Raw genomic sequence first — 15,018 nt, 5'->3', positions numbered from 1 at the left:
TCACTCGAAGAAGAAGATCTTGAACTCCAGGTGGTCGCCCGCCCCCGTCCAGTAGCCGAGGCCGCTGCTGTCCCTGAAGACCTTGTGCCGTCTGCGCAGGTCCTGGTAGACCACCTCGGCGGTGCGCTGGGCGGCGCCGGGCTCGGGGCCCGAGGCGAAGGCCAGCACGAACCCGGCCCGGCGACCGGTGAGGTCCCTCGCCTTCAGCTCCGCGTCGATCCGCCGCAGCAGCTCGCGGGTGGCCGCGGCCCTGCGACCCGCGTCGCGGAACCTGGCGGGCGGGATCTCGACGGCGAAGCCGACGGGGAGCTTCTCCAACCGGTCGCGCTCGGGCGGCTCGGCGGTCACCGTGGGCTCGGGCGTCGAGGTCGGCGCGGCGTCCTCGGTGGTGACGGGCAGCGAGGCCAGCCCCACCAGCACCAGCACCAGGAACAGGTCGGCGAACAGCCATCCGGCCAGCAGCGCGGTGCGCATCCGGTCCGCGCGCCTCACCAGCCGCTCCTCGAGCGGTGGCCGTTCTCCGAGACGCCCTCCAGCCTGGTGACGACGTCGGAGATGCGGCTGACGATCTCGTGGAAGAGGTGGGTGCGCTCGTTCAGCGCCTGCAGCGAGTCGCCGAGCATCGCCGTGGAGCGCGCGACGCCGTCGGCCACCTTGTTCTGCACGTGCGCCTGGTCCCTGGCCATGGTGCGCTCGTCCCTGAGCGTGGCCAGGAAGTCGGTGGCCTCGCTGGTGAAGCGCTCGACCTCGGCCGACAGCGCGCGTTGCAACCGGGCCAGCTCGTCGGCGGTCTCCTGCGAGCCCTTCAGCGAGGCGGTGAGCTCGGCCAGCCGGTCGGCCGCCTCGAGCCAGGAGGTGAAGACCGCGTGCAGCTGGCTGCCCGGGCCCGCGGAGACCGCCTCGCCGATGGTCTGCGTGGCCTTCCTCAGCTCCGCCGACAGCTCGCTCGAGCCGGCGCGGATCTGCGTGCCGACGTCCTTCAGCTCGGCGAGCGAGACCGCCTGTCCCGACTCGACGGGCACCTCGGCGACGAGCAGGGTCGCCCGCGCGAGCGCCTGGCCGAGCTTGCGCTGCCGCGACTCCCTGATCTCGTCGGCCGCCCTGATGATGAGCGTGAGCACCACCACGGCGCCCACCATGAGCGAGATGGCGGTCGCCGAGTCCGACAGCGGGCTCACCCCCGGCAGGCCCCGCTGCCAGGCCAGCAGGAAGGGGACGCGCCCGTCGGTCGCGCCGTAGGCGCTCAGCGCGAGCGCCACCTGCCACCAGGTGAAGGCGACGGGGACGAAGACCAGGCTGTCCCTGAGGATCTCGAGGATCCTGACCAGCCGCCACCACGACCGGCCCGCTCCCTGCGTGATCTTCTCGGGGTCGTAGGCGCTCAGCAGGTCGATGCCCCTCAGCCGGTGCCCTCCGTTCAGGGACAGCTCGTCGGCCACCCTGGCCAGCGGGGCGCCGCCGTACTTGCGCAGGTCCCTCGAAACGTCGTGCAGACTCACAGCGGTCCCCCCGTGACGACGATCGCGACGACCGCCAGCAGGGCGACGACGCTCGTGAAGAACACCACCAGCAGGATCCGCTCCGCCCGGGGAGCCGGCCGCTCGTCGGCCGGGCCGGGCTGCGCCCTCGAGGCGACGGGCTGGGCGCCGAGCGGGGCGGGCAGGCCGCTCTGGGTGAAGAACTGCCCCCAGGCCGTCCTGTCGGCCAGGGCGAGGGCCCTCGAGTCGCCCGCCATGGCCCGCAGCGCGTACAGCAGGTGCGCGGGCGGGTGGGACCTGGCCAGGAACGACGCCATGAGCGGCTCGTCGATCCTGGCGCCGGCGACGACGGTGAGCACGCTCTGCAGGTAGGCGGCGGCCTCCCTGGGGGAGGGCGTCAGCTCCGCCGTCGCCTCGGCGAGCGCGCCCCTGGCGATCAGCGTGTCGAGGGCCCTCCTGCGCTGCTCGGCCGAGCGTTCCTGCCCGTCGCAGATCACTCTCAGCGCCACGTGCGCGGCCTCTGGCTCGTCGCGGCAGTGGTCGTGCACCCAAGCGATGAGCTCGGACTTCGACAGCTGCCGCGCGGCCCGGTCGAGCAGGTCGCGCCGCTCGCGGACGTCGGGCAGCGCCTGCCTGGCCAGCGCGGCGACCCTGCCCAGCGGGGGAGCGTGCTTGAGCTGCTCACCGATCAGCCGGGCGGGCGGCGGCCGTATGGCCAGCGCGGCCAGCACCTGCTCGCCCGCCCGCCCGGTCAGGAAGGAGCGCAGCGCGCACTCCTGGGCCAGCGCCGACACCTCCTCCGGCAGGCCGGAGGCGCGCAGGAGGGCGGCCAGCGCGCCGTCCTCCAGCGCGGGCACGATCCTGCGCGCCTCGGCCAGCCCCTGCTTCGAGCGCAGCGCGCCGAGCTCGGCCGCCGACAGGTCGGACGCCCTGCGCAGCAGGCCGGTGATGTCGTCGAGCACGCCGGGCGCGAGCTGCGCGGCCCGCGCCCACGCCCGCGCCTCGTCGGCGGTGGTGACCGGCGTCTGCGGCCTGATCCTGTCGATGGCGGCGCGTCCCTCCGCCCGGTAGGAGGTGGCGAGGGCCAGGGCGAAGGGATCGGCGCCGCCGCTGCCGAACCTGAACCTGCGCCTGGGCACCCCCATGCGGCTGTCGTGGTCGTCGGGCAGGAAGACGACGCGCGGGCAGCCCCTGTCGTCGTCGCGCGACTCCATGGTCGAGAACGTCATGGCGCCGGTGATCTCCACCAGGGCGCACAGCAGCTCGGCGGGGGACTCGGTCGGGGCCACCACCGACACGTCTGCCTCGGGCTCGGCCAGCACGAACGCGACCAGCTCCGCCAGCGTCGCGGCCGGCAGCCGTCTGGCCCGGCCGACGAGGTCGCGGCGGGCCAGGTCGCACTGCCGGCGCAGGTCCTCCCACGAGAGGGGGTCCAGCTCGGCGGTCCCGTCCCACGCGGTCAGCCAGCCGTCCCAGTCGTGCAGCGCCAGCGCCCCGAGGGGGGTGATCTCGCGCCCGACCAGGACGTGGGCCAGGGAGGCCTGCCTGCCCTCCGCCTCGGTGACGGGGCGCTTGCAGATCACCGCGTAGCCGTCGGGGCCGCGCAGGTAGCCGAGGCCGAACCGGTCGTGCTCCTGCCAGCCCGCCCACACCCGGCCGCGCAGGACGGGGTCCCAGCCGGCCAGCGCGCCGACCGGCAGGGAGGAGGCGACGGGGCCCATCCCCTTGCCGCCGAGCAGGGACCGCTCCGACCAGGTGTAGAAGATCTGATCAAGACGCTGCATCGTCGTCGCCTCTCACCGGTCGCATCAGCTCCTCGTCGAGCACTCCCGTCATCGCGAACAGCGCGAGCAGCGGCTTGAGCACCCTGCGCTGCGCGAACCCCTCACCGTAGGCGGACTCTGTGGGGCTGACGTTGGTGGCGGAGGCGAAGTGCAGCGTGCTGCGGTAGCACCGCTCGGCCGGTCGCAGCCACGGCTCGGCTCCCCTCTCGACCAGCAGGGCGTAGACGTCCTCGCTCTCGCGCTCCACCGTGGACAGGTCGGTCTCCTCCGCGCCGCCCGAGCGGGACATCCACTCGCCAGCCAGGTCGAAGGAGTAGCGCAGCAGGTCGGCCTTGGCGACCACCAGCGCGGCGGGCAGGTGCAGGAACTCCTTGCCGGGGCTCGGCCGCCCGCCCAGCCGCTTGAGCGCCTCCTCGAAGGTGCTGTCGCCGATGGCGGTGGCGGCCGGCTGGGTGAGCCCGGGGATGGAGTCGGGGTCGATGACGAACAGCAGCGCGTTGACCGAGCCGAAGAACCTCACCTCGGGGTCGGAGCGCTCGAGCTGCTCGCCCGCCACGTCGAAGAAGGACACCGCGAAGGAGTCGCCGGCGGCGTTGGTGACCCTGAGCGCGTCGGTGAAGGCGACCGGCAGCGGCTGGGTGGGGTCGAGCCTGCGCCGTCCCTTGATGAAGGGCTCGACGGTCCTGCTCATGTACTGCTGATGGGTGCGCAGGTCGAGTGGGTCGACGGTCAGGCCGAGGCGTCGCAGGGCGGCGTCGTTGGCGCACAGCCGGGAGATCATGGCCGCCACCAGGTGCGACTTGCCCGAACGGCTCTCGCCGAACACGCCGACGATGATCGGCCGGTAGTCGGCGTAGTCGTAGGGCAGGTAGTGGGAGTCGGCCGAGCCGACGCCCGAGCACGGCCGGTAGGCGGTCTGCAGCCTGGTCTGCCAGGCAACTTCGTCCTCTCTGGGGTCCTTGCGCAGAATCTCCGGCCGGTCGTCCGCCCCGAAGACCACGGGGGGCGTGGCCTCCCAGTCGACCCACCTGAGGCAGATCGGGCACTCGATCGCGGCGCTCACAGGAAGCTCCAGACCAGCGCCAGCACGAGCACGAGCAGGACCAGGACCAGCCCGGTGGCGACGCGCAGGCTCGCGGGCCTGGGCAGCGGCTCGGTGCCGCGCCGCGCGGCGGAGCGCGGGGTCGTCCCCGAGGTGGTTCTGGGGGACTGCGGACGGGGGATGATCCACGGCCTGCGCGGTGGCGGCGGGCTCCAGCCGCGATGGCGCTCCTGATAGGCCCGCTGCCTGTCGCGAAGGTCGTGGAAGTTGCGCCGCCCCTCCCGCTCACGGTCGCGGTAGGCGCGGGCCCGGGCCGGAGCCCGGTGCCCGGCGGGCGCCCAGCGTTCGAGCAGCTCCCTGGCGTCGGGCCGGTCCTGGGGGCGCTGGGCGAAGACGGTGCGCTCGCCGCCGAGCAGCTGGCGCAGCGGCTCGTCCTGGGCTCTGAGCCTGTCGCGCATTCGCAGGGGGTCGTCCTCGGGGAGCTCACCCGTGTAGAGGTGGTAGATCACCAGCCCGGCGGCGTAGACGTCCTCGCCGTGGGAGACGGTGTCGCCCGCGCCGTCGAACTCGGCGCGGGTGAAGTCGGAGATCTGCAGCGCGCCGCCGTCCCACCGCAGGGTGTCGAGGTTGATCCCGCGGTGCACGACGCCGCCCGTCCTGAGCGCCTCGAGTCCGTTCAGCAGCCCGGTGATGAGCATCCGGAGGGTCGCGCGGTCGACCGGCGCGCCCAGCTCCGACAGCGGGCTGCCGCGCAGCGTCATCACGGTGTACGGCGGGACGGAGTCGGGGTTGTGGCCCAGCATGGTGCTCAGGAAGTCTCTGCCCTGGTCACCCAGCCATTTCCCGATGCGCCATTCGTGGTCGAGGAGTTCGCGCGCCCGTTCGCCCGCATAGGCGAGCTTCTGCATGACTGGCTCATTGACCGCATTACGGCCGACCCGAAAACGGAAATGCTCATCCCTCCATTGGTGTTCTGCGAAATCTACGGTGTATGAGACATACTGTCCGTCCTTGGAGTCACGCGGGATGAGCTGGAGCTGTTCCTCCGCCATCGTCACCTCATCGGCGATTTGTCGGATTAAGGGGGTTCGTGGGCGCTGCAGAAAAGGTTATCTTGACTGCCATTTCACGGCACTGGAAGAGTCAAGCCTCCCTAAGATGATTTGCAAACACCTCCAATGCATTCAGGCGGTGTGTGTGACCCCTCTGACCCTCCATCGCATGCTGCGCGCGTCCGCCTTCGACACGCTCGGCGAGCTCTATCCCGACGACGACAGCTGCCACCTGCTGCTCGCCTCGCTGGGCGCCAACCGCGCCAGGCTCCCGGTGCGCGGCGCGCGCAGGCCGAGAGACTTCTGGATGGCGGTCTGCCAGGAGGTGGAGAAGGGCGCCTTCGCCTTCACCCTCGACGACCTGGTGGCCCGCGCGGCGGCCGACTACCCGGGCAACCGGGCGCTGCGGGAGCTGGCGCCCGGCCGGCCCGCCCGCGAGCACGCCGGTCCCGCCGGGCAGGAGTTGCTGCGCGTGCTGTGCCTGATGGCCTCGCCGGGCGACCAGGGCATGCTCAACCTGGCCGAGGAACTGCGCCGCATCCAGCTGGTGGCCGAGCGCTCGGGGCGGATGGAGGTCAGCGCCAGGACGGCGGCGCGCACCTCCGACATCCTCCCCGCGCTGCTGACCGTCAGGCCGCACGTGGTGCACTTCGCCGGCCACGGCGACGACGACGGCGCCCTGGTCTTCGAGGACACCGCGCACGTCTCGACCAGGGTGGCGGCCGAGCGGCTCGCCGCGGCCTTCGAGGCGGCGGGCCCGCTGCTCTGCGTCGTGCTCAACGCCTGCTACACCGGCGAGCAGGCGGAGGTCTTCCTCGCCGCCGCGGGCGCCGTCGCCGGCTCCACCGAGGCGCTGCCCGACCAGGCCGCGATCCTCTTCAGCGAGGGCTTCTACCTGGGCCTGGGCGACGGCAGGAGCGCGCGGGAGGCCTTCGGGCTCGGCAGCGCCCGCATGGGCCTCGACGGCCACGACACCTCCTGCCTGCGCTACCTCGACAGGGAAGGGGAGCTGTGAGCGAGCTCTCCGAGGAGGTCAGCGCCTTCGAACGCGGGGTGCGGCACGGCCGCGACCCGGTCAACTCCGGCGCCGACGGCCCCGCCCAGACCACCAACGACTCCTTCTGGCTGGCCGACTGGTGCCAGGCGTGCGGCCACACCTTCAGGGAGGGCGACAGGGTGCACGTGACGCACGGGCCGCCCCCCGTCGTCAGGCACCACAGCCCGACGCTGCCGTGCAGCGGGCTGGTCACCGACTACGACCAGCCCGACGACGACCTGTCGCGCGCCTTCCACGCCGCCGTCGACGCGGCCAACCCGCCGCTGCCCGGCACCAACGCCGTCCTGCTGGTGCCGGGGCACCCGCTGCTGCTGCCGCTGGTGCCGCGCAGGCAGTGCGCCTTCTGCAGCGACTCCTTCCGCCCCTTCGAGTCGGCGGTGATCTGCCCCTGCCAGCCGCAGGAGCCGCGCTGCAAGCTCGGCGTGCACCGCGACCCCGGCGGCGGCAACACCTGCTACGACGAGTGGGTCAGCAACGGCCCGCTGCTGACCTGCCCCACCACCTTCAAGAAGGTGGGCGAGCGTTGATCGAGCGCTACGCCAGGCAGCTGCTCATCCCGCACTGGGACCAGGACGTGCTCAGCGCGGCCCTCGTCGTGGTCGTCGGCGTGGGCGCGCTCGGCACCGAGGTGGCCAGGCTGCTGGCCCAGGCGGGTGTCGGCGCGCTGGTGCTGTGCGACCCCGACGAGGTCAGCGAGTCCAACCTGAACAGGGGCGCGCTGTTCACCGACGCGCACGTCGGCCGGCCCAAGGTGGAGGCCGCCGCCGCGGCGCTGCGCGCCATCGCGCCAGGCACGGTGGTGGAGGGGCGCAGGGCCGAGCACGCGCGCGGCGTGGGCCTGGCCGAGCTGCGCGACGCCGACCTGGTCATCAGCTGCCTCGACAGCATCGCCGACAGGGTGCAGCTGGCCGCGCGGTGCGGCCTGGTCGGCGCGGCGATGCTCGACGGCGGCACGCACCCGTGGGGCGGCGAGGTGCGCTGGTACCCGCGGGGCGGCCCCTGCTACGGCTGCGGGTGCAGCGCCGCCGAGCGGGCGCTGCCGAGCAGTTCCATGGCCTGCGGGATCCCCGACGAGATGGGCGCCTCCGCGCCGATCTCGGCCATGGTGGCCTCCTGGCTGGTCACCCACGCCGTCAGGGTGCTGTTCGGTCTGCCCGTGGTCGAGGGCCTGGTCAGGCTCGACCCGGTGGCGGGCGAGAGCCGCAGGGTGGCGCTGGCCGCCGACCCGAGCTGCCCCCTGCACGAGCCCATCCCCGCCAGGTTCGTCACGCGCAGCGGCCTGACCGTCGAGGCCGCCGTCGGCGCGCTCCTGGCCATGACCACCTCGGGCGAGCGCCTGCATGCGTGGAACTCCGTCGATCCGGCCGACAGGTACGGCCCGCTCGACCTGTCCGCCGCCCCCGCCGGGTCCACCCTCGGCGAGCTGGGCATCGCCCCAGGAGAGCTGCTGCCGGTGATCAGGAACGGGCCCCCTGAACACGTGCGATACATCGAGCTCGCGACGTCGCGTCCGAACGGAAGGGACCTCAGGTGAGGAACGAAGTGGTCGCCCTGCTCGCGGGGCTGTACGACGACGAGGTCTCGGCACGGGTGCTGCTGACCACCATCGAGTACCCCAGGGCGTTCATCCCCCAGTTCACCACCTCCATGGCCTACTGGCAGCAGGTCATCAGCAAGATCGAGCAGGGCGTGATGCCCGTCGAGGACGGCATGACGGTCCTCCTCGACGCCGTCGCCGCGCACTTCCCCACCAACAAGGACGTCCAGGCCCTCAGGGCCAAGGACGGCGGCGCCCCTGACGACGGCCACCGGCAGGCCGCTCCCGAACCGCTCCCCGTCGACGGCCCCTGCCCCACGCTGCTGCTGATCGGCGTCGACAAGTCGGCCGAGTTCGAGGAGCTGGTGCGTCGTGAGGTCGACGCCGACGCCGAGCTGCTCTACGTCGCCCGCGAGCAGTGCGCCGTGCGCATCTCCGACCCAGGCGCCGACCGCGCCGAGGTCGTCAACCGGCTGCAGCAGGTCGTCACGGGCTGGGAGCCCGGCGCGCAGGTGGTGTACGAGCACTACAGCTTCAGGCCCTACCTGTTCAGGCTCCTGCTGGTGTACGGGCCCGACGGCACGCCGTACCAGATGACGGGGGTGCCGGCCACCATGCGGCCGGAGGACATCGCCGAGGCGGTGATCCAGCAGTCGCCCGCGATGACCGACCGGCGCGGCGGCGTGGTGCGCACCGTGATCGACCACGAGAGCGGCCAGGGCGGCGGCAGGCAGCGGCTCGATCCCGGCCTGTCCCTGCACGAGGCCGGGGTCAAGGACGAGGACAGCCTGCGGGTGGGCGCGGAGGCCACCGCGGGCGCGGTCAACCCGGTGATGCGGATGAGGGCGCAGATGCGGGCCCGGGCCCAGATCAGAAGGTTCGAGCAGGGCCGGCCCGAGTTCAGGATCGCCAGGTACGACAACGAGGAGCTGCCCAACCGCTTCCACATCTCCTTCGAGGCGCCGGGTTTCGCCCCGCCCGACGACATCGACGACTTCGTCCACCCCGACCTGCCGCTGCCCGAGTGGCCCTTCGACGAGCTGGCGCCGGTGCCGATCAGCCACCACGACCTGGCGATCTACCTGCCGCCGATGTTCCCCGTGAACGCGCCGATCGTCATCTGGGAGAGCGACGTCTTCCACCCCAACATCTGGCGCAGGCCCTCGCCCGCCCAGAACGCCCACCACAACCAGGTGTGCCTCGGCGCGCTGATGGACGGCTACCGGCCCGACCTCGACTTCGGCTCGCTGTGCCAGCTGCTGGTGGACATCGGCAGCTACCAGAACTACGACGTCGTCGACGCCGACACCTGGCCGGACCCGGTGGCCGCCTTCTGGGCCAAGTCCGACACGGGGCAGGCGGCGATCACCGCGATGGGCGGCAAGCTCATCGCCGAGCGGGCCCCCGGCGCGACGCGGGGCGACGGCAGGGCGCCCCTGCTGTGGATCAGCCCGCTGGAGGATCCCGATGGCCGTTGAGATCGAGCTGTTCAAGGGCGAGCAGGAGACCTACCACGCCAGGCTCGCCCTCGCGCCCGTCCTGCGCGAGGCGCTGAAGGAGCTGGCAGGGGTGGCCGCCGACGACACCCGCCTGTTCATGCAGCTGCACCGCGAGCGCGACCCGCACCCGATCGTGGGGCCGCCCCGGCTGGTCAACCTGGGGGAGGAGGTCGGCTTCCTCACCCTCACCGCCGTACGGCGCGGCGAGACCGTCTACGAGGGCAGGCACTCGGTCAACGAGCTGGTCGGATCGGTCCTCACCGGCGTCGTCACGAGGCTGGACCCCGCCGAGACCTACTGGTCGTTCCGCATCAGGGCGGGCCTGTTCGACATCGACACCGGCCGCCCCACCCCCCAGGTGGAGGGCGCGGTGCAGGTCGACCTGCAGCGGCGCAGGCGCCTGCCGTTCACCGTCACCAAGGTCGAGCCCGCCGAGGCCGAGCTGGTCGACCCGGCCAAGCTCGGCCTCGACCCGGCAGCGCTCGGGCCCGTCAACGTCCTGCTGCCCGCCGAGGTGCACGAGCTGCTCATGGGCGGCCTGCGGCTCTCGGAGCGGCTGGAGGAGGGCGGCTTCCTGATCGGCAGGGTCAGCAGGGCCCGCCCCGACGCCTATCTCGTCGAGGTCACCCACATCACCCCCGCGCACCGGTCGGGGGCGGGGGCCATCCACTTCACCTTCACCGGCGACTCCTTCGTCGCGGTCAACCAGATGATCGCCGACAGGGGCCTGGGCGAGGAGCTGGTCGGCTGGTACCACACGCACCTGCGCGGGGTGGATGTCGGCCTGGGGTTGTCGGCCACGGACGTGGACCTGCACAGGGCCACATTCCTGCGGCCATGGCAGGTGGCGGCGCTGCTCAACCTGTCGAGGAACGGGCGCATGCTGCGCTTCTACGGTCGAGCGGGCGACGGCGAGAGGGTGGAGCAGTGTTCTCAGTGGGTGGCCGATGAGCGCGGTCGCTACCGCGGGACGAGTCCTGATGTGGGCGCTGAATAGCGCGGGCGGAGCGCCGCCCGAGGGCGACCTCGACGCCGCGCGCGGCCTGCTCGACCCCGGCCAGGAGATCACGACGAGCGTCGCGCGCGTCGCCGCGGCCACGGCGGCCAGGCTGCGCCTGCAGGGGCCGCCCCTGGGCGATCCCCGCCCGCCCGGCCGCGGCGTGGTGCTGCTGGCCGCGGCGGTCGGCGCGCGCGGCGAGCGGCGGGCCGCGGAGCTCGCGCGCGTGGTGCCCCCGCCGCGTACCGCCTACGACCTGCTGAGCTATCACGCGGTCGCGGGCGCGGCGGTGCCGTACGCGGAGGGGCTGGCCGACGTGCTGAGGGACAGCTCGCCGCTCACCGGAACGCTCGACCGGCCGGGGCCCTCGGGCGCGCCCGGCTGCGACGAGCTGATCGACAGACTGCGGTCGGACGGCCCGGCCAGGCGGCTGCTGACGCTGCGGTTCGCCGCGCCGGTCACCGACCCCGCCCAGTACGGCTGGCGCGGCGAGACGCTGGCCTGGCTGCGCCACGAGGACGTCGGCCTGGTCCTCGACGTCTACGAGAACGCCCTCGTCCACCACAGGGCCGAGCACGAGCGCATGGCCAGGGCGGCGTGGCGTGCGGCGCTCGCGGGCGACGCCGACGCGGCGACGCCGGTGGCGACCTGGTGGCGGGCGCTGGCCGAGCTGGAGAGCGCCGCGCCCGCCATGCTGCGAGCGCGGCGCCAGCTCCTCGACTACCACGAGTGGACCAACCTCTTCCGCCGGGTCAGGACGATGGAGGCCCGCACGTGAGCGACTACATCCCGCTCGAGGTGGTGGTCGTGGGCGAGGGCGGCGCGCTGACCGCGCTGCCCGGCGACACCCCGCTCGGCCAGGCGCTCGGCTCGGGCCCCTATCTGCTGCTCGCCCCCTTGGAGGAGGGGTGGGCGCAGCTGCGGCTGAGCATGTTCAGGTTGCGCCTGATCCCGCTGGAGGCGGTCGACGGCAGGCCGCTGTACCGCCCCGTCGCGCCCGCCGCCGCCCCGGCCGCGGGGCCGCAGGGGGAGGCGGCGGAGCCGGGCCCGCCCAGGCCGGTCGAGCTGAGCGAGGCCCAGGCGACCAGGCTCGCCTACGACGACTACGTGCGCGAGGCGGCCTCGTTCCTCCGGGCGGGACTGTCGGTTCTGATCGTCTGCGACAAGATCGTCGTGCCGCACCTTGCCGACCACATCGTCAGGCAGACCTCGAGCACGCCCCGCCTGCTGGAGATGCAGGCGCCGGTCGGCGAGGACACCGAGCCCCCCGTCGACATGCGGCCCCAGCCCGCGCTGGCCAGCCTGCGCCAGCGGCTGCTGGCCAGGCTGCGCGACATGCTGCGCGAGCTCGGCGGCGACGACGTCCTCGTCATCACCCATCTCGACCTGCTCGGCGGCGGCACCGACAACGCGCTGGCCAACGAGACCAGAGACCTCATCGAGCTCCTCTACGGCGCCGACAGGCAGGTGATCCTGGCCTTCGCCGACCCCTCGCTCAGCGTGCCCGAGGTGCTGGCCTCCCGCTTCGCGGTCAGGATGAGCATCGAGGGCAGCCCCAGGCACGTGCGCCATCCCGTCGACGCCAGCCTGGCCTCCATCGAGCGGGCGCTGGTCACCCAGGCCGAGGCCGACAGGTTCGCCGGCCTCGACGGCGCCGACTTCTACAAGTACGTCGTCGGCCTCAACCCCGTACGGCTGCGCCAGACCATGCGCTACGCCCTGCAGGAGACCGAGGGCCGCGCCGACGTCACGGTCAAGGACCTGCCCCAGATGATCAGGAAGTTCAAGGCCCAGATGTCGGCCAGCTTCGAGATCCCCGACGTCAGCTTCGCCGACATCGGCGGCTACGCCGAGGTCAAGCGGCAGATCCTGCGATCGCTGCAGATCATGACGGCGGCCCGGAGCCTGACCGGCCCCGACCAGCGTCTGCGCGGCGAGCTCATCCCGCGCGGCTTCATCTTCCACGGCGAGCCGGGCACCGGCAAGACCCTGTTCGCCAAGGCGATCGCCAACGAACTGGAGGCCACGATCCAGGTCGTCTCGGGTCCCGAGGTGACCAACAAGTACGTCGGCGAGAGCGAGCGGCGCATCAGGGAGCTGTTCGCCGAGGCGCGCAGGAACGCCCCCTCGGTCATCGTCTTCGACGAGTTCGACTCGATCGCGGCCAGCCGTACCAGCTCCGAGGACGGCGGCAGCAGGGCGGGCAACGCGATGGTGGCGCAGATCCTCACCGAGATGGACGGCTTCAGGCCGGACGTCCAGATGATCGTCATCGGCACCACCAACCGGCTGGAGATCATCGACAGGGCGCTGCTGCGCCCGAGCAGGTTCCAGAGCTTCCACATCGGCCTGCCCGACGAGGACGCCAGGCGCGGCATCATCAAGGTGCACGCCAGGCGCTACGGCGTCAACGTCACCGGCATCGTCGAGCCGCTCATCCACGCGACCAAGGGGTGGAACGGCGACGAGATCAGGGCGCTGTTCCGCGACGCCTTCGTCGGGGAGCGGTGGGAGGGCGTGCCGGCCGGCGCCGAGCGCATCGGCGAGCTGGTCGGCCAGCAGCAGCGGGCCCGCCGCGAGCAGCAGACCAGCAGGGCGGGTAGGTAATGGCACTCGACCACGGGCACGTCACCACCATCCAGCAGCTGGGCACCATCGTCCGCGAGCTCGACGGCCGCTACGTCGGCAGGCGTGACGCGGCCAGGCTGCTGGTGGTGGCGGCGGTCTGCAGGGAGCACATGCTGCTGCTCGGCCCGCCGGGCACGGCCAAGACCGACCTGGTGGGGCACTTCGCCGGGCTCATCCAGGCCAGGTCGTTCACCTACCTGCTGACCAGGTTCACCGAGCCCTCCGAGCTGTTCGGCCCGCTCGACTTCGAGCGTTTCCAGAAGGGCGTCTACCGGGTCAAGACCGACGACATGCTGCCCGACGCCGAGATCGCCTTCCTCGACGAGGTCTTCCAGGGCAGCAGCGCGATCCTCAACACGCTGCTCAGCGTCGTGAACGAGCGCTACTTCTTCAACGGGGCCAGCAGGGAGCGGGTGCCGCTGGTGAGCCTGTTCGGCGCCTCGAGCGAGCTGCCGGAGGACCCCGCGCTGCGCGCCTTCGGCGACCGGTTCCTGCTGCGCATGGAGGTCGAGCAGGTGGCCCGCACCATGATGCCCGAGCTGCTGAAACGCGGCTGGCAACAGGAGCGCGAGCGGGTCGCCAGGGACGGGGCCGGCGCCCCGGCCATCCCGCCCATCAGGCTGGGCGACCTGCTCGCGCTGTCGGGCAAGCTGGCCGAGGTGGACCTCGGCCCGGTCCGCGACGCCTACGCCGAGGTCATCACCGACGTGCTCGCCCAGGGCGTCACGCTGTCCGACCGCAGGATTGTGCGCGGGCAGAAGCTGGTCGCGGCGGCGGCGCTGCTGCGCCGGTCGCTGGTGGCCAGGGCCAGCGACCTGTGGCCGGTCGCGCACATCTGGACCGAGCCGGGTGACGCCGGCGCGCTGCGCGAGGCCGTACGCGAGAGGGTCGTCGCCGACGGCGGCGACAGCACGTCGGCCGGGCGCTCCGTCGCCGAGCTGGAGGCCCTGGCCAGGCATCACGCGAGCGCCGTCCTCGGCAAGGCGGGCCGGCCCACGCAGGCCGGGGTCATCGTGGCGATGCGCGGCATCAACGAGATCCACCGGCAGCTGCGCGCCGACCATCCCGGGGAGGCCGCCGCCCAGCAGCGGGTGCACGCCCTCCTCGCCGAGGTGGCCGCGCTCCTCGACGACCCACAGGGAGACGGACATGTGTAATCCCAGACGGATCAAGGTCAAGGCCACCCGCAGGATCGCCGAGGCGTGGCGCGCCGAGATCGAGCGCACGGTCACCGCCTCAGGCGAGGCGAAGGGCGAGTCCAGGCTGGTGCAGCCGCTCAGGTCGATGCTGGGCGAGGGCGCGCTGCGCGCGTTCGAGCAGGCGCTCGGCGGCGACCCGCGATGGGAGTGGGTCGACGGCGGATACCGCATGCGGGTGCCCGGCGGCCACGCCGCCTACCAGCCGGGCTCGGGAGAGCTGGAGATCGTCATCTCGCTGACCGAGGCCGTGGAGGCCGTGGGCACCGCGGAGAAGGTGCTGGAGGGGGAGGTCACCGACGAGGTCACCGCCGAGAGCGAGGGCCGCTACGAGGACGACGGCTGGCGCGGGCGCACCAAGGAGCGCGCGGAGCGCGAGGCGAGGAGCAGGGCCGAGGCCAAGGCCGCGAAGCTGGCGGCCGAGCGGGCCGAGCGGCTCAGGCTCGACGCCGAGGAGGCCGCGCGCCACTCGATGAGCGCCGAGGCCCGCGCGGTCGAGGACGAGGCGCGCAGGCGCGCGGAGGCGGCGCTGGCCGAGCGGACGCTGAGCGTCGGGCAGGATCTCGGCCGGCGCGCCGACGCCCGCCTGGCCGAGGTGCACAGGCAGACGCTCAAGGACGTCATGCAGCTCATCGCGGCCAGCTACGCCCAGGCCATCAGCGACTTCGCCCAGCAGAACAACGCCGAGAACTTCACCATGGTCGACGCCGACGGCTTCATCGAGATCCAGTTCGAGATGGAGGGCTAG

The 15,018-nt window shown here is 72.7% G+C and carries 14 protein-coding genes; 9 read left to right on the top strand and 5 right to left on the bottom strand.

What is annotated here, in order from left to right; all coding sequences use genetic code 11:
* Genes H4W81_RS17395 through H4W81_RS17375 form a run of 5 tightly spaced genes read right to left on the bottom strand, consistent with a single transcriptional unit; the run spans position 1 to position 5,212 of the window.
* Positions 1-492, bottom strand: coding sequence for a hypothetical protein (locus tag H4W81_RS17395; protein WP_192775778.1), 492 nt, complete (start codon positions 490-492; stop codon positions 1-3).
* The gene (locus tag H4W81_RS17390; protein WP_192775777.1) at positions 489-1,499 is read right to left on the bottom strand and encodes a hypothetical protein; all 1,011 of its coding nucleotides are present in this window, start codon (positions 1,497-1,499) and stop codon (positions 489-491) included. Before H4W81_RS17390 ends, H4W81_RS17395 begins: the two co-directional genes overlap by 4 nt.
* Positions 1,496-3,262, bottom strand: coding sequence for a hypothetical protein (locus tag H4W81_RS17385; RefSeq protein ID WP_192775776.1), 1,767 nt, complete (start codon positions 3,260-3,262; stop codon positions 1,496-1,498). The genes H4W81_RS17390 and H4W81_RS17385 overlap by 4 nt, the downstream gene beginning before the upstream one ends.
* A complete protein-coding gene (locus H4W81_RS17380; RefSeq protein WP_192775775.1) occupies positions 3,249-4,325 on the bottom strand; it encodes a hypothetical protein in 1,077 nt (358 codons plus the stop codon). Before H4W81_RS17380 ends, H4W81_RS17385 begins: the two co-directional genes overlap by 14 nt.
* Entirely contained in the window at positions 4,322-5,212 is an 891-nt protein-coding gene (locus tag H4W81_RS17375) for a serine/threonine-protein kinase (protein ID WP_192775774.1), read from the bottom strand. Before H4W81_RS17375 ends, H4W81_RS17380 begins: the two co-directional genes overlap by 4 nt.
* A 313-nt stretch (positions 5,213-5,525) precedes the next feature.
* Between H4W81_RS17375 and H4W81_RS17370 the strand changes: the two genes are divergently transcribed.
* Genes H4W81_RS17370 through H4W81_RS17330 form a run of 9 tightly spaced genes read left to right on the top strand, consistent with a single transcriptional unit; the run spans position 5,526 to position 15,018 of the window.
* A complete protein-coding gene (locus tag H4W81_RS17370; protein ID WP_192775773.1) occupies positions 5,526-6,371 on the top strand; it encodes an effector-associated domain EAD1-containing protein in 846 nt (281 codons plus the stop codon).
* Complete coding sequence (locus tag H4W81_RS17365) at positions 6,368-6,940, top strand: hypothetical protein (RefSeq protein WP_192775772.1); 573 nt, start codon at positions 6,368-6,370, stop codon at positions 6,938-6,940. Before H4W81_RS17370 ends, H4W81_RS17365 begins: the two co-directional genes overlap by 4 nt.
* Complete coding sequence (locus H4W81_RS17360) at positions 6,937-7,947, top strand: ThiF family adenylyltransferase (RefSeq protein WP_192775771.1); 1,011 nt, start codon at positions 6,937-6,939, stop codon at positions 7,945-7,947. The genes H4W81_RS17365 and H4W81_RS17360 overlap by 4 nt, the downstream gene beginning before the upstream one ends.
* Positions 7,944-9,428, top strand: coding sequence for an effector-associated domain EAD1-containing protein (locus H4W81_RS17355; RefSeq protein ID WP_192775770.1), 1,485 nt, complete (start codon positions 7,944-7,946; stop codon positions 9,426-9,428). Before H4W81_RS17360 ends, H4W81_RS17355 begins: the two co-directional genes overlap by 4 nt.
* Positions 9,418-10,446 (top strand): JAB N-terminal domain-containing protein, encoded by a 1,029-nt coding sequence (locus H4W81_RS17350; protein ID WP_192775769.1) that lies wholly within the window; start codon positions 9,418-9,420, stop codon positions 10,444-10,446. Before H4W81_RS17355 ends, H4W81_RS17350 begins: the two co-directional genes overlap by 11 nt.
* Complete coding sequence (locus H4W81_RS17345; RefSeq protein WP_192775768.1) at positions 10,430-11,224, top strand: hypothetical protein; 795 nt, start codon at positions 10,430-10,432, stop codon at positions 11,222-11,224. The genes H4W81_RS17350 and H4W81_RS17345 overlap by 17 nt, the downstream gene beginning before the upstream one ends.
* A complete protein-coding gene (locus H4W81_RS49360; protein ID WP_318781784.1) occupies positions 11,221-13,053 on the top strand; it encodes an ATP-binding protein in 1,833 nt (610 codons plus the stop codon). The genes H4W81_RS17345 and H4W81_RS49360 overlap by 4 nt, the downstream gene beginning before the upstream one ends.
* Positions 13,053-14,231: an AAA family ATPase gene (locus tag H4W81_RS17335; RefSeq protein WP_192775767.1), complete on the top strand. Its 1,179-nt coding sequence runs from the start codon at positions 13,053-13,055 to the stop codon at positions 14,229-14,231. Before H4W81_RS49360 ends, H4W81_RS17335 begins: the two co-directional genes overlap by 1 nt.
* On the top strand, positions 14,224-15,018 hold the full coding sequence (locus H4W81_RS17330; RefSeq protein WP_192775766.1) for a hypothetical protein: 795 nt from the start codon (positions 14,224-14,226) through the stop codon (positions 15,016-15,018). Before H4W81_RS17335 ends, H4W81_RS17330 begins: the two co-directional genes overlap by 8 nt.

Source organism: Nonomuraea africana (genome assembly GCF_014873535.1).
GTDB classification, from domain to species: domain Bacteria; phylum Actinomycetota; class Actinomycetes; order Streptosporangiales; family Streptosporangiaceae; genus Nonomuraea; species Nonomuraea africana.
Note: the sequence above shows the minus strand (reverse complement) of the source record. Positions and strands in the feature narration are given on the sequence as shown.